The 20,206-nt window shown below is 43.5% G+C and carries 17 protein-coding genes and 2 pseudogenes; 4 read left to right on the top strand and 15 right to left on the bottom strand.

Annotation, left to right across the window (positions count from 1 at the left end; genetic code table 11):
• Position 1: 1 nt before the first annotated feature.
• Entirely contained in the window at positions 2–529 is a 528-nt protein-coding gene (locus K1J09_RS05255; RefSeq protein WP_223323211.1) for a YqeG family HAD IIIA-type phosphatase, read from the bottom strand.
• Positions 530–663: 134 nt separating this feature from the next.
• Here K1J09_RS05255 and K1J09_RS05250 point away from each other — a divergent pair, with 134 nt between their 5' ends.
• On the top strand, positions 664–1,290 hold the full coding sequence (locus tag K1J09_RS05250) for a TVP38/TMEM64 family protein (protein WP_223323209.1): 627 nt from the start codon (positions 664–666) through the stop codon (positions 1,288–1,290).
• A gap of 68 nt (positions 1,291–1,358) precedes the next feature.
• Positions 1,359–1,463, top strand: a pseudogene (locus K1J09_RS05245) (transposase); the annotation flags it as partial.
• A gap of 103 nt (positions 1,464–1,566) precedes the next feature.
• On the opposite strand, the gene K1J09_RS05240 reads toward K1J09_RS05245, so the two are convergent.
• The 13 genes and pseudogenes from K1J09_RS05240 to K1J09_RS05180 form a co-directional block, all read right to left on the bottom strand.
• Positions 1,567–2,613 (bottom strand): 2,3-butanediol dehydrogenase, encoded by a 1,047-nt coding sequence (locus tag K1J09_RS05240; RefSeq protein WP_223323207.1) that lies wholly within the window; start codon positions 2,611–2,613, stop codon positions 1,567–1,569.
• A gap of 121 nt (positions 2,614–2,734) precedes the next feature.
• Complete coding sequence (locus tag K1J09_RS05235; RefSeq protein ID WP_223323205.1) at positions 2,735–3,091, bottom strand: hypothetical protein; 357 nt, start codon at positions 3,089–3,091, stop codon at positions 2,735–2,737.
• An 81-nt stretch (positions 3,092–3,172) separates the two neighbouring features.
• A pseudogene (locus K1J09_RS05230) lies at positions 3,173–3,796 on the bottom strand (PASTA domain-containing protein); the annotation flags it as partial.
• Positions 3,797–4,384: 588 nt separating this feature from the next.
• The gene (locus K1J09_RS05225) at positions 4,385–4,774 is read right to left on the bottom strand and encodes a GIY-YIG nuclease family protein (RefSeq protein WP_223323204.1); all 390 of its coding nucleotides are present in this window, start codon (positions 4,772–4,774) and stop codon (positions 4,385–4,387) included.
• A 26-nt stretch (positions 4,775–4,800) separates the two neighbouring features.
• Positions 4,801–5,289, bottom strand: a complete 489-nt coding sequence (locus tag K1J09_RS05220) for a hypothetical protein (RefSeq protein WP_223323202.1) — start codon at positions 5,287–5,289, stop codon at positions 4,801–4,803.
• Positions 5,290–5,433: 144 nt separating this feature from the next.
• On the bottom strand, positions 5,434–6,867 hold the full coding sequence (gene gatB, locus K1J09_RS05215; RefSeq protein WP_125371155.1) for an Asp-tRNA(Asn)/Glu-tRNA(Gln) amidotransferase subunit GatB: 1,434 nt from the start codon (positions 6,865–6,867) through the stop codon (positions 5,434–5,436).
• A complete protein-coding gene (gene gatA, locus K1J09_RS05210; protein WP_002896304.1) occupies positions 6,867–8,333 on the bottom strand; it encodes an Asp-tRNA(Asn)/Glu-tRNA(Gln) amidotransferase subunit GatA in 1,467 nt (488 codons plus the stop codon). The genes gatB and gatA overlap by 1 nt, the downstream gene beginning before the upstream one ends.
• On the bottom strand, positions 8,333–8,635 hold the full coding sequence (gene gatC, locus K1J09_RS05205) for an Asp-tRNA(Asn)/Glu-tRNA(Gln) amidotransferase subunit GatC (RefSeq protein WP_002896305.1): 303 nt from the start codon (positions 8,633–8,635) through the stop codon (positions 8,333–8,335). Before gatC ends, gatA begins: the two co-directional genes overlap by 1 nt.
• A 202-nt stretch (positions 8,636–8,837) precedes the next feature.
• A complete protein-coding gene (gene aspS / locus K1J09_RS05200) occupies positions 8,838–10,574 on the bottom strand; it encodes an aspartate--tRNA ligase (protein WP_223323200.1) in 1,737 nt (578 codons plus the stop codon).
• Between the two features lie 311 nt (positions 10,575–10,885).
• The gene (locus tag K1J09_RS05195) at positions 10,886–11,443 is read right to left on the bottom strand and encodes a cysteine hydrolase family protein (RefSeq protein WP_223323198.1); all 558 of its coding nucleotides are present in this window, start codon (positions 11,441–11,443) and stop codon (positions 10,886–10,888) included.
• Positions 11,443–12,231: a GTP-sensing pleiotropic transcriptional regulator CodY gene (gene codY / locus K1J09_RS05190; RefSeq protein ID WP_223323196.1), complete on the bottom strand. Its 789-nt coding sequence runs from the start codon at positions 12,229–12,231 to the stop codon at positions 11,443–11,445. Before codY ends, K1J09_RS05195 begins: the two co-directional genes overlap by 1 nt.
• A gap of 201 nt (positions 12,232–12,432) precedes the next feature.
• On the bottom strand, positions 12,433–15,009 hold the full coding sequence (locus K1J09_RS05185; RefSeq protein WP_223323194.1) for an SEC10/PgrA surface exclusion domain-containing protein: 2,577 nt from the start codon (positions 15,007–15,009) through the stop codon (positions 12,433–12,435).
• A gap of 320 nt (positions 15,010–15,329) precedes the next feature.
• Entirely contained in the window at positions 15,330–16,544 is a 1,215-nt protein-coding gene (locus K1J09_RS05180) for a pyridoxal phosphate-dependent aminotransferase (protein WP_223323192.1), read from the bottom strand.
• A gap of 344 nt (positions 16,545–16,888) precedes the next feature.
• On the opposite strand from K1J09_RS05180, the gene K1J09_RS05175 reads away from it, so the two are divergent.
• Positions 16,889–17,341 carry a universal stress protein gene (locus K1J09_RS05175; RefSeq protein ID WP_223323191.1) on the top strand — a complete coding sequence of 151 codons (453 nt, stop codon included), beginning with the start codon at positions 16,889–16,891 and terminating at the stop codon, positions 17,339–17,341.
• A gap of 25 nt (positions 17,342–17,366) precedes the next feature.
• Here K1J09_RS05175 and K1J09_RS05170 read toward each other — a convergent pair whose 3' ends face one another.
• Positions 17,367–18,758 carry a Cof-type HAD-IIB family hydrolase gene (locus K1J09_RS05170; RefSeq protein ID WP_317627842.1) on the bottom strand — a complete coding sequence of 464 codons (1,392 nt, stop codon included), beginning with the start codon at positions 18,756–18,758 and terminating at the stop codon, positions 17,367–17,369.
• Between the two features lie 180 nt (positions 18,759–18,938).
• On the opposite strand from K1J09_RS05170, the gene K1J09_RS05165 reads away from it, so the two are divergent.
• Entirely contained in the window at positions 18,939–19,901 is a 963-nt protein-coding gene (locus K1J09_RS05165) for an asparaginase (protein WP_223323187.1), read from the top strand.
• Positions 19,902–20,206 lie beyond the last annotated feature (305 nt).

The following is a 20,206-nucleotide window of genomic DNA, read 5'->3' as shown; positions in this document are numbered from 1 at the left end:
CTTAAATTCCTTTTTTATATTGAATTGGGCCGTATTTTTCAGTGATTTTTTTGAGCACACGGCGTTCACGCGCCCGATTGATCTGGGTCTTGATAGAGTCGTGCTCGACCAGTGGTTTAACCAAAATCGAACGAATCCCGGCCCGATGTGCTGCCCGAATATCCGTCATGAGCTGGTCGCCCACCATGACCACTTCATTTTTTTCAAAATGAAAAAGCTTGAGCGCCCGGTCAATTCCCCAAGTGAAGGGTTTCATGGCCCAGTAGACATAGTCAATGTCAAACTTTTCAACAGCTCGCTTGACCCGTTTTTTGTTATTATTGGACACTACAATGATCCGAATACCCGCGTCCCGCAAATCATGGAGCCACTTCTTCATCTCTGGGGTCCCATCAGGGTTATTCCAAGCAATCAGGGTATTATCCAAATCCACCAAAACTGCTTTGATCCCCTGTTTTTTCAAACTCTCTACTGTCAAATCATAAACTGCCTCGACCGCAAAGTCCGGCATATAATCTTCAATCGCCACATCTCTCTCCAAAAATTCGTATTCTCATTATTATAGCATAAAATGGGCTTTTTGGCACCTTCAGCCTCAAAGGTTACAAAAAGAAAAAAAGATGATATTATAGTAGTGATAGTATAAATGTTCTGGAGGTTTGTATGGCAGAAAAAAACAGGCAGATGCAAGCTGTTGCCCCTCTTTTGCAAAAAATCATCAACTGGTCGTCCGCTATTGGCGCTCTAGGAACGGTGGCCTTTTGTCTTTGGGCCTATTTCGCAGGTATTCTCCAGTCCAAGGAAACTCTCTCAGCCTTTATCCAGCAGGCGGGCATTTGGGGCCCACCCCTCTTTATCTTCCTGCAGATTCTACAGACGGTCGTGCCCATTATCCCTGGCGCCCTGACCTCTGTTGCTGGTGTTTTCATCTACGGTCATATCGTCGGCACCATTTATAACTATATCGGTATTGTCATTGGTTGCGCCATTATATTTCACCTGGCCCGCACCTACGGTCCGGCTTTTGTCCAGTCTGTCGTCAGCAAGCGCACCTATGATAAATATATCGGCTGGCTGGATAAGGGCAACCGCTTTGAGCGCTTCTTTATTTTCATGATGATTTGGCCCATCAGTCCAGCCGACTTTCTATGTATGCTGGCCGCCCTGACCAAGATGACTTTTAAAAAGTACATGCTGATTATCCTTCTCTGCAAGCCTATCACTCTCGTCATCTATACCTACGGATTGACCTATATCATTGATTTTTTCTGGAAAATGGTCTCCAAATGAAAAGAAGTTGAATTGCACCGCACCCCAAAAGTTAGACAGAAAAAATCTAACTTTTGGGGGGTTTTTAAATGAAACTAACTTATGAGGATAAAGTTCGAATCTATGAACTAAGAAAACAAGGAATCAGCTTAAAGCGACTTTCAGAAAAATATGGAATGAACCTTTCAAAACTTTTGACATCCCAACCTCTTTCTAAAACTTTACTTATTACAGCACAAACCATAAAGAAAAATCAGCCAGTTTTGACTGATTTTCATCTCATGATTAAGCAAAGATTTATTCTGGCGACACCAAAATCTTGATCTGCGCCTTGTCCTGAGTCAGCTCGATAAAGCCTTCTTGCACAATATCCTCTAGCTTAATCTTCTTGGTCACCAGCTTATCTGCAGAGAAATAGCCCTGCTCCATCAGTTCCAGCACCTTAGGAAAAATATGCCGGTAAGCGATAATGCCCTTGAGTGATTTTTCTTGAATGGCAAATTCATTAGGATTGATGCTGGCTTCTCGCTCCCAAATAGAAACTACCATACATTCTCCAGCCTTGTGAACAGCAGCCAAAGCTTGTCCCAGCACAACCGGCACCCCAGTCACTTCATAAGACACATCTGCCCCGCCACCAGTTAAACGATGAATAGCAGCTACCACGTCTTCGCCTTCTTCTGGTCGCACAATAATCGCCCCAAGCTCCTCTGCCTTGGCTTGACGTTCTGGAGATAATTCAACTCCATAAATCTTAGAGGCACCGGCTGCCCGCAAAGCCTCAACTATCAAGAGCCCGATTGGCCCCAAACCGAAGACAACCGCTGTATCGCCCGTCTTAAGAGCTGACTGACGGACTGCGTAAACAGCTACAGCAGCAGGTTCTGTCAAAGCTGCCTGCTCATAGCTAAGGCTGTCTGGAACTTTGTGAACAATGTCTCCGTCCAAAACACAGTATTTGGCAAAACCACCGTCTGCCGCCAGACCGACAAAGTTTAGATTAGGGTCCAGATTATAATCACCGACAAGATTATTCTTAGCCAAAATGGGCTCAACTGTCACCCGGTCGCCAACTTTGACCCGTTTCACGGCACTGCCGACCTCAACAATTTCCCCAGCAAACTCATGTCCTAAAGTTACAGGCGCTTTCTGGCCAGAATAGACATGCTCTGTTTCTGTCGGAATAAAAATCGGTCCGTCCATATATTCATGCAGGTCAGTACCACAGATTCCTGTGAACTTGACCGCAATTTTAACCTGATGCGGTTTGACTTCCGGTACATCCACTTCTTCAATACGAACATCTTTAGCGCCATACCAACGCGCAGCATTCATTTTTGCCATAAACATACCTCGCTTTATAATTTGTTAGTTTTATTGTAAACCCTTTCAAAAATCTTGTCAAAAGATTAGTTACATTTTCAAAAAATAACATACAAAAAACCAGCATCAGCTGGTCTCAAATTTATTCTGCAATTCTAGCTGAGTAGAAAGGAAGAAGGAACATTAAAACAATATAAAGAATCAAGAGAATCGCACGAAGCAATCCACCAAATAGAAGAGCAACTACTAAAGTTCCCAAACAAATAGAAAAATTAGTAAAATTTGTTTCAATCAGCAAGGTCTGCCCTGATTTAACTGTCACTGGCTTGGTTTTCATAGGAGCAGATCCAGCACGGACTTCTGCTTCATTAGCTGCGATTGGAAAAACAGCCTCTTCTCCGTTTTTGATTGCGCCAACTTTCTGACCATTGATAAAGATTGGAAATTTCCCAATAATCCCTACAAAACCTGTCTCGCGTTTGATCTTAATTTCTGACATAAAGACTCCTTTGTTTTTTTAATTATTTTAACATAGAAAACTTGAGACTACAAATAAGGGAATTATGATATAGCAAAAATATCAATAGTCGGAAGAACTAGAACTACTAGAATGATTTTCATCATCAGATGATGAGCTATTTTTCGAACTGCTAGATGATGATGACGAGCTAGATGACGATGGTGTCGTTGCTTCTGTCACGTAAAGAGTGATTTTTTTATTAGACTTGAGGTCAATTTTCTGACCTGCCTTTGGCGACTGAGAAGTCACCAAATCCGCTTGTGTCGAAGTAACCTTTCGATCAACAACCCGCTCAATCCGAGACGAAGAAACTCCCATTTGAATTAAGTAACTACGAGCATTGGCATAGGTGTACTGCATGCTGCCAAAGTCAGGCATAAGCATACTAGGCACTTCTTTCGCTACGGTCAGCTTGATCTTATGATTAGAAGACAAATCATAGGTCGAACCAGCTGCCGGTGACTGACGAATCACCTGACCTGGCTCGTACTCGTCTGATTCTTCCTCAACAATCTCAATCAATTTCTCAGAAACATTATAGTTTGTTTTCAGATTTTCAACCACGGCTGATCTTGTTTGACCAACATAGTTCTCCATAGTAAATGTTTTTTGATTAGTTACACTTGGAGCACTAATATTTTTTGTCTTGTCTATTTTTGAATCCTTCTTTGATGAAGAACTAGCATTAGAACTCATAGATGAAGCTCGATCACGTACGCCTTTACTACTTAATTTATTTGACCTCCAAGTAGTTAAGGCTATTACAAGAAATATAACAAAAACACTTCCTATGATAACTCGCTTAACGAAACTTTTTCTGCGTTCTATCTTAACTGTTTGTTGCTTTTCTTCTTCAATTCTCTGAAGTTTTTGTTCATATTGTTTTAAGAATTGCTGTCTCTTCTCATCTTCAATTTGTCTTATTCTTTCTTTCTCTGCTAAATAATCATTATATTCCTGCTCAGCTTCAGCAATTAAAATTTGATACCGCTGTTGTTGACTAGTGTCATTCGATTCAGCCCATCGCTTTTTTAAGTCAAGAATTTTATCTTTGTATTCTTTTTCTTGCTCTCTATCTGCTGTTTCTCTTATTCTATTTTTCTCTAAACGTAAAAGTTCCTCTCTTTGAGCCTCTATCTTACGATAATGTTCTTCTCTTGCTCTATTCCCTTCATCTATTAGGCGGTTATGCTCATCAATTTTACTATTTGATTCATCAATCAGTCTTTTCTTTTCCCAATCTTCCATATTATCCCCCGTTTTATTTTTATCCTAATTCGCATTATAGCCAAATTCTCTTGACTGTAGAACCTTTTTCCAATATTTTTCTCGATTAAGCGCTTTTTGTTTTCCCAATTCATTCTTAGTAAATATTTCTAAAATAGAATACTGAAAATATTTTTTTATATAATCAATTCCTTTTTTATCAACAATCTCTTTCAATCTCTTATTTGGATATTTATTATCTTCCAGCTCTAATTTATCATATCCATCGTTCAAATAAGCTGACCAACGCCCATACATTCCATTGTCCCCATAAGCAGAGCCTACATAAAGTTTTCCTGTTTTTGTATCAGTAATAAGATAAACGCCATAAACAGTTGAAAGATGCTCTCTCCAAGTTCTATTATTCCAATTTGTCTTCAACTTTTCGTAAGTCATAGACAAATTTTCATAACCGGGAAAATCTATTGTTTTTCAAAATAAGAACGATTGGCTATCTCAGCAACTTCAACAAAATCAGTTCGCCTACGGTCAACATAAAACCAAGATTGCCCTGTGTTTGTATGGTCGACAACTAATTTTTCTATATATTTATCGTAATCTTCAATTCTCTCTGCTAAAGCATATTTCACATCATGGTTGCCATAAGCCACTTTCTTTATTTGACTATCTTTTTCCTTTATAAGATAAGCACCAACAAATAGCCATTTATGATATTCTACTTCAATAAACTGAAATTGAATATCATCATTTCTATTTCTACTTTTCTTCTCGCTACCATTACTCAAAAGCCAAGGCAGAAAATCATCAGATTGATTAATATAATCTACTACAAAATTATAATCTCCCCAATTTTTATTAAAGCGTAGCTTTATCCGACGCCCTTTAAACTCTGGCCTAGCCAACAAGGCATCAAATTGAAAGATATCCTTCAACAAAATTTTTCCTTCCATAATCTTCCTCCCTAAAAAACAATTTTATTTGTGTTTACTCCTTAATTATAATCCAAAGTTGTCACTTGGTCAACGCTTTATACAGTTGAATTTTTTAGATTTCTACATAAAAAACCAGCCTCACGACTGGTTTTCTACTTATTTCTATAATTTCTCCAACTCTTCATTGAGCAGTTTTTGTGCTACTTGTGGGTTGGCTTGGCCCTTAGTAGCCTTCATGAGCTGGCCAATCAGGGACTTGGCCGCATTCTTGTTTCCGCCCTTATAGTCATTGATAGCTTTTTCATTATCCGCAAAGACTTGCTGGATAATAGGTAGAAGCTGGGCAGGGTCTGAGATTTGGATCAGGCCTGCTTTTTGCACATACTCTTTAGCAGAGCCACCGTTTTTAGCCAAATGGACAAAAACCTTCTTGGCAATCTTAGAGGAAATCGTGCCATCTGCAATCAGAGCAATCATCTCAGTCAGGTTCTCAGGTGTCAGCTCAATCTCAGAGATGGTCTTTCCTTCGGCATTGAGGTATTGAGCCACTTCTCCTTGAAGCCAGTTAGAGACAGCCTTAGCGTCACCGCCTGCCGCAACAGCTGCTTCAAAGAAGTCTGACACAGCCTTGGTCGCTGTCAGCTGCTTGGCATCGTAGTCAGACAGACCGTAGTCGCCCACATACTTAGCCCGGCGTTCTTTTGGAAAGGCTGGCAGACTGCTGCGTACTTGCTCAATCCAAGCATCTTCAATCTCAAAGATAGGCAGATCAGGCTCTGGGAAGTAACGGTAGTCCGCTGAACCCTCCTTAACTCGCATGAGCAAGGTTTCGCCAGTAGCTTCGTCATAACGACGGGTTTCCTGACGGATTTGGCCACCGCTGCGTAGAATTTCCGCCTGGCGTTTTTCCTCAAATGCCAGACCCTTACGAACAAAGTTAAAGGAATTAAGATTTTTCAGCTCAGTCTTGGTACCAAATTCTTCCTGGCCATAAGGACGGATAGAAATATTGGCATCGACCCGCATAGAACCCTCTTCCATCTTGACATCCGAAATACCCGTGTACTGGATGATTTCCTTGAGGGCAGTCAGATAGGCATAAGCTTCTTCTGGACTGCGCATATCCGCTTCGGATACAATCTCAATCAGTGGCACTCCTTGGCGGTTGAGGTCCACATAAGAGTAGCCGTCACTGCCGTGGGTATTCTTTCCGGCATCTTCTTCCAAGTGGGCCCGCTCGATACGGATTTTCTTGGTCGTGCCGTCTTCTAGCTCAATCTCAATCCAACCATTGTAGCCAATCGGCTCATCAAACTGAGAAATTTGATAAGCTTTTGGATTGTCCGGATAGAAGTAATTCTTGCGGTCAAAGTGCATTTTTTGGTGAATGTCCATGTTCAAAGCCAGAGCAGCCTTGATACCGTAGTCAATGACACCCTTGTTCATAACAGGCAGAACACCAGGGAAAGACCAGTCAATGATATTGGTGTTGGCATTGGGATCTTCACCGAAGTGAGCTGGAGCCGGTGAGAAAATTTTTGAATTGGTCTTCAATTCAACATGGACTTCCAGTCCGATAACTGTTTCAAAGTTCATTATTTTTCACCTCCAAAGATAACTGGCTGCTGTTTGTGGTAGTCAGTCGTTGCTTCAAACGCTGCGGCTGCCTGATAGATGGTCGCTTCATCGAAGTGGTTACCAATCAACTGCAGGCCGACAGGAAGACCATCTGCAAAGCCAGCTGGGATTGAAATACCCGGCAGACCAGCCAAATTGACTGGAATAGTCAAAAGATCAGCCAGATACATGGCCACTGGATCTTGGTTTTGACTGCCCAAGTCATATGCAACCGTTGGTGCAGTTGGGCCTAATATCAAGTCATATTTTTCAAAAACCTTAGCAAAATCTTGCATAATCAAGGTCCGAACCTGACCAGCTTTTTTGAAGTAGGCATCGTAGTAACCAGATGACAGGCTGAAAGTTCCCAGCATGATCCGGCGTTTCACCTCTTCACCAAAGCCTTCGCTGCGAGATTTGACATAGACATCTTCTAGATTTTCAATGCCTTCTGCGCGGTAACCATAGCGAATACCGTCAAAACGCTGCAGGTTAGAGCTGGCTTCAGAGGAAGCAATGATATAGTAGACAGCCACGCCGTACTTGCTGTGGGGCAGGCTGACTTCTTCCACAATCGCACCTAGGCTTTCCAAGTGCTTGGCTGCTGCCAGAATCGTTTCCTTGACCTTGCTGTCAATTCCCTCACCCATGTATTCCTTAGGCAAGGCAATCTTCATCCCCTTGATGTCTTGGCCAATCTTGCTGGTAAAGTCTGGCACTGCTTCTTGTGATGATGTAGAGTCCTTAGGATCATTACCAGAAATAACATTCAGAAGTTGAGCATTTTCCTTCACTGTCTGAGAGAAAGGCCCAATCTGGTCTAAAGAAGAGCCAAAGGCAATGAGACCAAAACGCGAAACCCGTCCGTAGGTTGGCTTAAGACCAACCACACCGTTAAAGGAAGCCGGCTGGCGAATAGAACCACCCGTATCTGAACCCAGTGACAGACGAACCTGACCAGAGGCAACAGCTGTCGCTGAACCACCAGATGAACCACCAGGAACCTTGCTGCTGTCCCAAGCATTCTTAGTCGTCTTAAAGTAAGAGTTTTCGCTAGAGCCCCCCATGGCAAATTCGTCCATGTTGGTCTTTCCGACGATAATCATGTCCTTACCGTAGAGCTTCTCCACACTAGTCGCATTGAAAATCGGCTTGTAATTGTAGAGTATCTTAGAAGCAGCCGTCGTCAAAATCCCTTTGGTTGAGATATTGTCCTTAACTGCCAGCGGAATTCCGCTCATAAGATTGTCCGCATCAATGCCCTTAGCATCCAGAGCCGCAGCCTGAGCCAAAGCCTCCTCTTCGCTGACAGTAATGAAGCTATCCACAGCCGCTTCACGTTCTTTGATATCTGCCAAAGTTGCCTGAGTTAACTCTACTGCAGAAATTTCTTTCTTGACCAGCAAATCATGCAGTTCTTCAATGGTCTTGTGATTAAAAGTCATTAGGCATCTCCTCCGTCATCTAGGATGGCAGGCACTTTGATGTAGCCCCGCTCTTTTTCAGGTACATTTTGGAAAAGTTCTTCCCGGTTCCAGCCCGGCTGAGCCACATCTTCTCGCATATAGTTGATATTAGCAGCTACATTGGAAGTGAAAGGCACACCCTCTGTGTCCACTTCATTGAGCAATTCGACCATGTCGACAATCTTGGTTAATGTCGTCGCAAACTCAGCAGTTTCTTCTGGTGAAAAAGCCAGTTTTGACAACTTTGCTACGTGACTTACTTCTTCTTGAGTAATCTTCATCTCTGATTCCTTTCATAAGATATGTGATCTTTAGCGACTGAAAATAACAATTTCTAGATAACATCTTATTTCCAAGCTTCAGCTCACCTTTACTTTGACAAGCTAGGGACGCTGAATTATTTACCATCCGCTAGCTCTTTTCTTCAGCTTCTTCCTGCCATTCTGCAGGAATTCGCATCATTTCATTTTACCATATTTCAGGCTAATTCTTCAATTCCAAATGCAGTTCTTTGAGCTGTCTTTGGTCAACCAAACTCGGGCTTTCCAGCATAGGATCAAAGCCAGTACCATTTTTCGGAAAAGCAATGACTTGGCGGATATTTTCTTCCCCAGCCAAAATCATAACCAAGCGATCCAAGCCTAGAGCCAAACCGCCGTGTGGTGGGAAGCCGTACTCCAAAGCTTCTAGGAAGAAACCAAAGTCCCGTTCATAGTCTTCTCGGCTCATGCCCAATAGCTCAAACATAGCCTCCTGAGCCTTCCGGTCATGAATCCGCAGACTCCCACCGCCAATTTCATAGCCGTTTAAGACGATGTCGTAAGCCTGGCTGCGGAATTGAGCTGGATCTTGGCCTTCTTCAAAGATTCCCTGGGTGAAAGGATGGTGCATGGCTTGATAGCGGTTTTGGTCTTCATTCCACTCCAGCAGCGGCCAATCCACAACCCAAAGAAAATGAAGCAGACTCGGATCAATCAAGTCTAAAGCTTTTGCGATTTCTATGCGCAGATGTCCCAAAGCTTCCTGAGCCCGACGCTTCTTAGCCATGACTAACAGAATCAAATCTCCATCCTTGGCCTCAAAACGTGCTAGTAAATCCTGACTCTCAGCCTCAAAGGTGCTAGCCAAATCTCCAACTAACTGGCCATTTTCAACCTTTAGACTGGCGAAACGACTGCAGCCAAATTCCTTCATTTCCTGATAGTAATGACTCAGTTGTTTCTTGCTAAAAGCACTAGCCGCATCTGGCACACAGATCCCCATCACCTCTTCTTGATTATCCAAGGCTTTCTTGATGAGAAGCGAGTCATTGGACTGACACAAATCCGTCAAACTCTTTAGCTCCAGACCAAAGCGTGTATCTGGCTTATCAGAACCAAAGCGGCTCATAGCCTCTTCATAACTGATAGTCGGAAAAGCTTCTGTCAACTCTAAACCATGAGTTTTCTTGACAACAGCCTTGAGCATGGCTTCAACCAGAGCTCGGATTTCTTCTTCGCTTGCAAAACTCAACTCCAAGTCCACCTGGGTAAATTCTGGCTGACGATCGCCCCGCAGGTCTTCGTCACGGAAACAACGAACAATCTGATAGTAGCGCTCGAGGCCAGCCCCCATCAGCAATTGCTTGAGCATCTGTGGACTCTGTGGCAAGGCGTAGAACTGATTTTTAAAGACCCGACTAGGCACCAAGAAATCTCTAGCCCCTTCTGGTGTTGACTTGGTCAGATAAGGCGTCTCCACTTCCAAAAAGTCCAAACCGTTCAAATATTCCCGAATGGTTGAGGTGACCTGGTGACGTAGTTTGAGGTTATGTGTCATCTTCTCACGCCGCAAGTCTAGGTAGCGGTATTTCTGACGCAGGTCTTCCCCTGTATGAGCATGTTGGTCCAGTTCAAAAGGCAGGGCCTTGCTGCTAGCAATGACTTCAATCTTTTCAGCCCTCAGCTCAACCTGACCAGACTTGATGGACTTATTGACAAAGCGCTCTTCCCGCTGAACGACTTGCCCCGTCACTGAAATAACATCCTCTTTGCTAATGTCTTCCAGCTTAGCAAAATCTTCAAGCTCACCGCCAACGAAGACCTGAAGCAAGCCCTCGCGGTCCCGCAATTCAATAAAGGCCAGCTTACCGTGATTGCGGATATTGGCCACCCAGCCAGTTGCGGTCATGGTCTGTCCGACCTGCTCTAAACCATAGTTTCCGATAAAAATTTCTTTCATGTTCTTTCCCTCTCAAATCAATTAGTAGCTCCGCCCTATTGTTCAGGATATTAGCTATATTTCCCCATCGTCTTCACTTGACCTACTGCAAAATAAAAAGCTTCCGTCTATAAAACAGACGAAAGCCGTGGTACCACTGTTATTCGCCGCCCTAAAAGGCAGCCTCTGAGCTCGTAACGTGAGCGACGTTTGTGCTTAATCACACAAAAGATTACGAAACATGTTCTTCGTTTTTTGCTTTCTTGGTGCTGCTCTCAGCTATCAGCACTCTCTGTGCAAGTCAGCAAGCCTACTCTGCTTCTCTTTTACTCTTAAATTGTATCTATTATAGTCGAACCCAGGACATTTTGCAAGTGGTTTAAGGCAAATTTGTGATTTTCCTCTGACAGAGAAGCCACAGCCGGCTCTACCACCTGAATCTGATAACCAAGATTATAGGCATCAATCGCTGTATGCAAGACACAAATATCCGTCAAGACTCCAGTCAAAATGACCGTATCTACCTTTCTTTCCCGCAGGCGGATATCTAAATCCGTACCGGAAAAGGCAGAATAATGGCGTTTATCCATCCAAAAGACCCGAGAGTCTGCTTGATGCTTCTCATAAAAATCAGCCAAAGGACCATAAAAATTGCGACCGCTGGTCCCTTTGATATTGTGAGGCGGAAACAGCTTGCTTTCTGGGTGAAAGGCATCATTCTCATCATGAGCATCAATAGCAAAGAAGATATAATCTCCTCGCTCAAAAGCCGCCTTTGTTACTTGAGCAATGGCTTCAGAAATCGCTTGAGCTGGCGCTCCTGCTGTCAACTTGCCCTCATCTGCGACAAAATCAACTGTATAATCAATGGAAATCAGTGCTTTAGCCATTAGTAGTCCCTCTTTTTAATTTCATCAAAGACATCCGGAATCAGGACTTTCAGATAAGTTCCCTTCATTCCCAGTGAGCGGCTTTCAATAATCCCAGCACTTTCCAGCTTGCGCAAGGCATTAACAATCACTGAGCGGGTAATCCCGATACGGTCAGCAATGACAGATGCTGTCAGCTGGCCTTCATTGCCATTGAGCTCTCCCAAAATTGCTGAAACAGCTCTCAGTTCTGAGTAAGACAGAGTATTGACCGCCATGGTCACAGCTGTCCGGCGGCGGATATTTTTCTCATCCTCTTCCCTTTGGAAGTTAAGCAGCTGGATACCAACCACTGTGCTGGCAATCTCAACCAAAATCAGATCATCGTCCGCAAATTCCTTGTCATTTCGCCAGATAATCAATGAGCCTAAACGAATCCCTGAAACATGAATGGGAGCAATGGTAGTCAGCCCGTCCGGGAACTCATCCTTGGTCTCCACTGGGAAAATCGTCAAATCATGCGTCACCGGCAGATTAGCTTCCGTTTCATAAACCAGATTGGCTTCTTGGACATACTCCTCTGGGAAATTCTTATCTTGGAAAAAAGCTTCCACACGGTCATTATTGGTCTTGTAGCGCATGAAATAGCCTAGAAGACGTCCCTTGCTATTGATAATGCAAGCATTGCAGTGGATAATATCAGCCAACTGACGCGTAATAGCATTATAGGGCAAATCTTCCTGCATCTGCTCTTCCGAGCGCTTCAGAATAGATGTAATTTTTCGTGTTTTTTCTAGTAAATCGGCCATATTTTTACCTCATATTTATTAGCTTCATTGTAACATAAAAGCAGTGAAATTTCAATAATTATCTGAAAATTTTTTATTGAAAAACAATTACATACAATTCTATAAAATAAAGAATTTTTCAAGTATATGACTTGATATGTCAAGTCATATTAAACAAAAAACAGTCAAGAATTTGACTGTTTTTGATTGATTTTGTTCTTTCTAATCAAGAGAACGTTTCTTGTAGAACAATTTCATAGCCATGAGCAGAAGCATTTGGCCTGCAAGAATGAGCCAAGAAGAGTTTTCCCCTGTCTTAGGCAAGGTATGACCTGAAGCAGCTGCCTGCTTATGATTTCCAGAGCTAGCAGTTCCAGTAGTTCCAAGAGCTGTATGCTGAGGATCTCCAGCTTGTCCAGTAAGCGGAGAGCGAGCGAAGCGCTCCTCTGTGTGAGCCAAAACAGATTGGTAATAACGAATATCTTCTTCCTTATTTTGCTCAGCATAAGTTTGAGCTAGCAAGTCGTAGGTCGCCTTAGCTTGTGCTTGAACCGCAGTTAAAACTGCTACTTTTGCTTCTTGATCTGTTTGAGCTGTAAGAGCTGCTTGGTAAGCAGCCTGAGCTGCGGCTAGTTTAGTTTTAGCTTGTTCCAAGTTTTCTTCTGCATTTTCAAGATTTGACAATGACTCTTTAGCCATTTGCAAAGCTGCTTCAGCATCTGTAACAGCTTTTTCAAGATTAGTCTTTCTTTCTTTTGCTGCATTCAAAGCTGCGTCTAGCTGAGCCAACTTATCTGATTCAGTTTTTAGAGCTTCTTGAGCTGCGGCAACTGTCGCTTGAACAGCAGTCAGGGCTTCTTGGGCCTGAGTTAATTTTTCTGCTTTAGTCTTGTCATCCAAGTTTGAGTTTTGCAGGGCTGCTTGTGCTGCTGCCAAAGCCGCTTGATCAGCTGCCAACTTCTCTTGAGCTGCAGCAAGAGCTGCTTGGGCCTGAGCAGTTGCTGACTCACCTGCTTGAGCTTGGGCCTGAGCCAGTTGCTGATTGGCTTGCTCTAAGGCTGCGGCCTTCCGATTGTAAGTGGTTTGAGCAACTCCCTTAGATGCCAGAGCCAGTTGATTGGCTTTGAAGGCAGCGTCATAGGCAGTTTGAGCCTGAGCTACTTCCTGCGGATCTACTTTTGCTGTTGGAGCTTTTCCTGTAATAGGGCTGGCATTGAAGTTCTTTTTGCTAGCATATTTGATCTGATCTTCTGACACCATGGTGAAATGAGCCATAGTGATGTCGCCTTCCATTGAGAAATCAACTCCCAGATAGTTTTTCTGGCGGCCAGTATTGAGACCTGAGATAGATGTAGCATGCAGCCATTCGTAGCCATTGAACATGAATTCAACAACAGAATCATAGACCCGTCTCTTCATTTCAGCCACACTCATTTGACTAGCATTTTCTCTCCAGATATAAGCGTTTTCATAATACTGAAGACCTTTGCTTTCTTGCTCAGCACTTGTGGTCATTAAACCATATTCACGTGCTACGCGGTTGATTCCTCTAGCATCGTGATGGTATTTCTCCATCAAATCCCAGTTCCAGTTGTCCTTGCGGTATTCTGTTGCTACCTTATCTGCAAACTCAATGGAAGATGGTGTCACAACTACTTCACCTGTTCCCATCTGAGCACGCAGCTGGTTGATGAGTTCTGAAGCAAACTGTGAAAGTTCCTGACGAACATTCTGTGGAATATTGTTGGTATTAATCAAAGCTTTGCTATCTGTAGGATCAGCTACATAACGATTGAGAGCCTTAGCACTGGCATTCAGTGCAGCAAGTCTATTTTGAATCTCTTTAGTTTTTTGCTCTGATAAATTCGGTGCAATTAACTCTCTCAAGGCTGCAATGTATTCCGGAGTCATTGACACACGGTTTTTATTGCTAGAAGCTTCAGTAGTAATTGTTCCAACTTGAGCCTTTTGCAAAGCCTGTTGAGCTTGGTTCAAGTCTGACTGAGTCTTCTCAGCTGCAGCAGTTTTGTCCTGCAAGTTCTTCTGAGAAGCATCACGTGCTGTCTTAGCCTGAGTCTGGTTGGTCTGAGCTTTTGCAACCTCAGCCTGCTTCTGACTGTCAGTCTGACGAGCTGTAGCTACTTTTGCTTGAGCTGTTTCAACAGCAGACTGGTCAGCTGCCACCTTGTCTTGGGCTGCTTTCACATTTTTTTCTGCTTTAGCTGTAGCGTCCCCACTTAGGTTGGCCTTAGCTTCCTTCACGTCATTTTGAGCTTTAGCAAGGCGTCCTTCTTGAGTTTTCGCTTGCTCTTGAGCTTCTTTAGTCTTGGCTGCCTGAGCATCGCGCTCAGCTTGAGCCGTCTTGGTTGCTTGGTCAGCTTTAGCCAGTTCTGACTTGTTGCTTTCCACTTGAGCTTTTTGATTGCTCTCTTCTTGCTTAGCTGTTTCAATAGCTTCCGGACCAGCTTTATCAGCTGCCTCCTGTGCCCGGTTAGCTTCAGCTTGTGCTTGCTCGACCTGACTTTGAGCTGCAGCAGTATTTGCCTGAGCTTGAGCCAAATCAGCTTTCCCTTGTGCAACATTGCTGTCGGCTTCTTGTACAAGAGCCTGAGCAGCGTCTACCTGTTCTTTCGAAACAGATTCATCCTTCTGTGTGTTTTCTGCCTGTGGTTGGCTTTGACTAACGGGCGCATCAGAATAAGACTGATTATCAACTAATTGATCAGCCTGAACTCCTTCTGCGAGCACCAAAGACAATGCCGCTGCACTGACAGAAAAAGCACTAAGTGTCTTTTTCATTGTCAATATAATCTCCTCCACTTTTTCATCATTGTTAAAAACATTGACAAACACATTCTACCATGTTTGTCTTCTGGAAGGAAGACGCTAACACATTTTTTTAAGCATTTTTGGACAGATACATAAAAAATGTTGGATAAATTCCTAAAAAATGTCGGTAAAACCGCCTATAATTTTTACCAATCGACCTCAAATTCGATTTCCAGAGCATCTTAATTTTTTATTTTTGCAATTTAAAGACAGTCATTGAACTAAAAAATATGTAAAATAGATAAGAAAAAGGCCGGAATATTTTCCAGCCTTTTTGTAACATCCGCTTATTAACGGCGATATTGGCGCAAGAAGCGCGTCATTTTCTCTTGGATTTGAGCTAGCTCATCTACTCGAGGCAGATAAACGATGCGGAAATGATCTGGTTCCTGCCAGTTAAAGCCTCGTCCATGGACGAGAAGGACTTTCTCCTGTTTGAGAAAATTGAGCACAAACTGCTCATCATCGTCGATGTGATACATGTTCCGGTCAATTTTCGGGAAAATATAGAGACCAGCTTTAGGTTTTACAGCTGATAGCCCCGGAATATCCTGAATAGCCTGATAGATGAAATTACGCTGCTCATAGATACGGCCACCTGGCAAGAGCAGTTCATCCACAGATTGATGACCGCCAAGTGAGGTTTGAACGACTTGTTGAGCTAAGACATTAGAGCACAGGCGCATGTTGGAGAGCATGTTCAACCCTTCAATATAACCCTTAACATGATGCTTAGGCCCAGATAGCACCATCCAGCCAACCCGGAAGCCTGCAATGCGATGCGACTTAGAAAGACCATTCATGCTGACACAGAAGATATCCGGAGCTAGACTAGCCACAGGGGTGTGGACATTGCCATCCATCACCATGCGGTCATAGATTTCATCCGCAAAGATAATGAGATTGTTCTGGCGAGCAATTTCCACAATTTCCAGCAGAAGTTCCTTAGGATAAAGTGCCCCCGTTGGATTGTTAGGGTTGATGATAATGATAGCCTTGGTATTAGATGTGATTTTTGACTTGATATCGTCAATATCTGGATACCATTCTGCCTGCTCATCACAGACATAGTGAACAGCATTCCCACCAGCCAGACTGACTGCAGCCGTCCAGAGCGGGTAATCTGGCATCGGTACCAGCACCTCGTCACCGTCATCAAGCAGTCCTTGCATGGACATGACAATCAGCTCGCTGACGCCATTTCCCAGATAAATGTCATCAATATCTACATTAGGAAAATTCTTAAGCTGGCAATACTGCATGATAGCCTTGCGGGCTGAAAAAATTCCCTTGGAGTCAGAGTAGCCCTCACTGTCACGCGCATTCATAATCAAATCATGAATGACCTCATCTGGAGCGGTAAAACCAAATTCAGCCGGATTCCCTGTATTGAGGCGGAGAATCTTTTCACCATTGGCCCGCATGCGCATAGCTTCATCCAAAACTGGACCGCGAATATCATAGGCAACATGTTCCAGCTTGCTGGACTTGTCAAATTCTTTCATTCTTATTTTTCCTCTATTCATCAGAATGTTATCATTATACCACCAGAAAAAGCGATTGACAACAAAAAATAAACTCACTTTTCATGTAATTAAAAAGAGAATCATAGGATACAAAGCGCCATTCTCCTTCTAATTCCTCAAAGTAACGGACTCTTTCTCAGCTTGCAATTTTCTGACAGCATTTCCATTTTATCTTTACTTTTTTTCTGAAAAGGGTTACAATAGAAACAAGAAAATAGTTGCAAATCACTCGGACGTTATGGACTGATTGATTTTCGGTCAGCCTAATCATTCTGTGAATGATGCGACGTCCTTTGCCGACCATTTTAAAAGGAGGTAGCTCTATGACTCAGAAATATGAAAACATTATGGTTGCTGTAGATGGTTCTCACGAATCCGAACTAGCCTTTGAAAAAGGCGTTAACGTGGCTCTCCGAAACGGCTCTCGTCTCACCATCGCCCACGTCATTGACACTCGGGCTTTGCAAAGTGTCTCAACCTTTGATGCAGATGTCTACGAGGACTTGCAGGAAGATGCCAAAAAGCTGACAGCAGAGCTAAAAGAAAAGGCTCAAAAATTCGGTATCAAGTATGTTGACATTGTCATTGAGATGGGCAATCCCAAGACTCTCTTGGCTACAGATATTCCAGAAGAGCACAAGGTAGATCTAATTATGGTTGGTGCTACCGGCCTCAATGCCTTTGAGCGGCTGCTAGTCGGATCGTCCTCCGAATATATCCTGCGCCACGCCAAGGTTGACTTGCTGGTTGTCAGAGATCCAGAAAAAACGTTATAAAAACTAGAGCAGTTCACTGACTGCTCTAGTTTTCTTCTTTCTGCTCTATGCTACGTTGGTAGGCCTGAATTTGTCTTTCCAGTTCTTCTTTGATAGCTCCTTCGGGAGCGTATTTTTCTTCCCAGTCATCTGGTTTGAGGATTTTATGGGTGACGGGGTCGAAGTGAGCCTTCCCGTCTGGGAAAATTTTGCCCATATTAGCCCGATGCACAATATCGAACAGCTTCTCTGGATCGACTCCCATCAGGACAAAGCTGCCATAAGTGAAATAAAGAGTATCAATCAAAGCATCTACCTGACCGACTAGAGAAACCTCAGCCTGACTCTTGGAGCGAACCTTGTCGGCAGCCTTGTCAAGCGCTTGATGGAGATAGGCTACAGAACTGTCAAAGTCTTCCTCTGAGTTACTAGCCGCACGCAGAAACTCGACCAGCTCTTCCAGTTTGAAGCCTGCCCGATAGCGAGCGTCCTGAGGCGTCCAAGCAATAGGTTCTTCTTGAGTGCTTTCATCCATGACACTATGGAACTCTTTAACCTTATTAAAGTGATGGTCGCTGCTGGTAAAGACCTTTTCCCTAGCTAGGATACCAAAATGCTCCAGAGCCTTGTGAATCCCATCCTGACTATTGCTGGTGGTTGTGTGCTTGGCCACTTCCTTGACCGAGCTGGTTCCATTTCCCATAGCAATGGACAGGCCAACTCCCGATAGCATTTCCAAGTCATTGTCAGAGTCACCGAAGGCCATGACCTGATGAATGTCAAAACCATATTCCTTGCCGACTCGGCGAATCCCCTCTAGCTTAGACGTGTCTTTATTGATAATATCGACTGCATAGGGGCTGCTGCGGGTAAATTTCAAATCAGGAAAGTCTGCTTCAATCTTACGGCTTTCTTCTGGACTGGCTAAAATCAAAGCTTGATAAATCGGCTCCTGAATCAGCTGCAGGAGATCCTTTTCATGCTGGGGCAAGGCCTTGCTGATGACCTTATTAAATCCATGACTGACTGTTCGCGCCATTCGCTTAGGGATGAAGCGGCTAGTCCACTGGGAGAAAGGGCTCATGCCGAAGGACATAATCTTGGAGCCCAGCATAGCCTCAGCCGTCCCCAAGGAAATCTCTTTCCGATGCTTCTTAGCATAGGCGATTAAATCCCGCAAACTCTGCTTGTCAATGGGACTGGCAGAAATCACTCTGTCTCTTGAAAAAATGTACTGGCCATTATAGGTCACAGCAAAGTCTAAGTCCAATTGCTCCATAAAAGGTTTGACAAAGAAAGGGCCACGGCCGGTTGCCAAACCGACCAATATTCCTTGCTCCTTTAAACTCTGAATAGCCTTTTCTGTAGATTTCAAAACCGTTCGACTGTCATTGACCAGTGTCCCATCAATATCAAAAAAGACGGCCTTTACTTCCATTGATTTTCTCATTCTTTCCTTTTATGATACAATAAATTATAACACAAAAATGGCATACAATCACATGAATTGCAGAAAAGAAAAGCTGGAGTAATATCTTTACAACAGAATTGAAAAATCTATGAAAATATAATGTAAGTTTTCGAATTTGCATCATAACTACAAGGAGAAAAAGGATTTATGACAAAGAAAATCTTAGTCCTGCACACAGGTGGAACCATTTCCATGCAGGCTGACGGCTCTGGGGCTGTCGTCACCAATGCTGATAACCCTATGAACCATGTGACCGTTCCGCTTGAGGGGATAGAGACGGAAGTCATTGACTTTTTTAATATTCCCAGTCCTCATATCACACCCCAACACATGCTCAAACTTTACCAAAAAATCAAAGCCAGTGCTGACCAATTTGATGGAGTAGTCATTACTCATGGGACGGACACTTTAGAAGAGACGGCTTACTTTCTGGATACTATGCAGCTGCCGAAGATTCCGGTCGTTCTGACCGGAGCTATGCGCAGTTCCAATGAGCTGGGGAGCGACGGTGTCTATAACTACTTGACAGCCCTGCGGGTGGCTAGTGATGAAAAAGCCAGTGATAAAGGCGTGCTTGTCGTTATGAATGATGAGGCACATGCTGCCAAGTATGTAACCAAGACCCATACGACCAATGTCAGCACCTTCCAGACACCGACTCACGGACCGCTTGGCTTGATTATGAAACAGGAGATTCTCTATTTTAAGACAGCGGAGCCTCGAGTCCGCTTTGACTTGAACAGCATCTCTGGTCTGGTGCCCATTATTCCAGCTTATGCGGGTATGAAGACAGAACTTCTGGACATGCTGGATTTAGACAAGATAGATGGCCTCATCATAGAGGCATTCGGTGCTGGCAACCTCCCCAAGGAAGTAGCTGACAAACTGTCTAATATGATAGCAGCCGGCTTGCCAATTGCTCTGGTCTCTCGGTGCTTTAACGGAATCGCTGAACCAGTCTATGCTTATGAAGGAGGCGGCGTTCAGCTGCACCAAGCTGGTATCTTCTTTGTCAAAGAGCTCAATGCCCAAAAAGCCAGAATCAAACTGCTCATCGCCCTGAATGCTGGACTCAAAGACCAAGAACTCCGGGATTATATGGAAGGCTGAGAATAAAATCCCTATTTATTTTCTTTAAATCAAAAAGTGCTAAGGTTACTTAGCACTTTTTTGACTCTTTCATATTCTAACACTGGAAAAACCTCATTGAATCGCTGGTCTTAGAAGATAACCTCAAACAGAGACTCTAGAATTTCAAAAATATAATCACTTACCATAGGTCACCTCCATTTTCTGAGCTTGCTTAAATGTCTTCGGATAGTGGACTTTGATTGTAACTTTCATAGCTTTTACCTCGCTTATCATTCATTCTTTAAGAGCAAAAACGAAACTCTTGGAGTGTTTGGCTTCAAGTT

The organism is Streptococcus sanguinis (assembly GCF_019928825.1).
In the GTDB taxonomy this organism is placed as follows: domain Bacteria; phylum Bacillota; class Bacilli; order Lactobacillales; family Streptococcaceae; genus Streptococcus; species Streptococcus sanguinis_L.
This window is presented reverse-complemented; position numbering and strand designations above follow the sequence as displayed.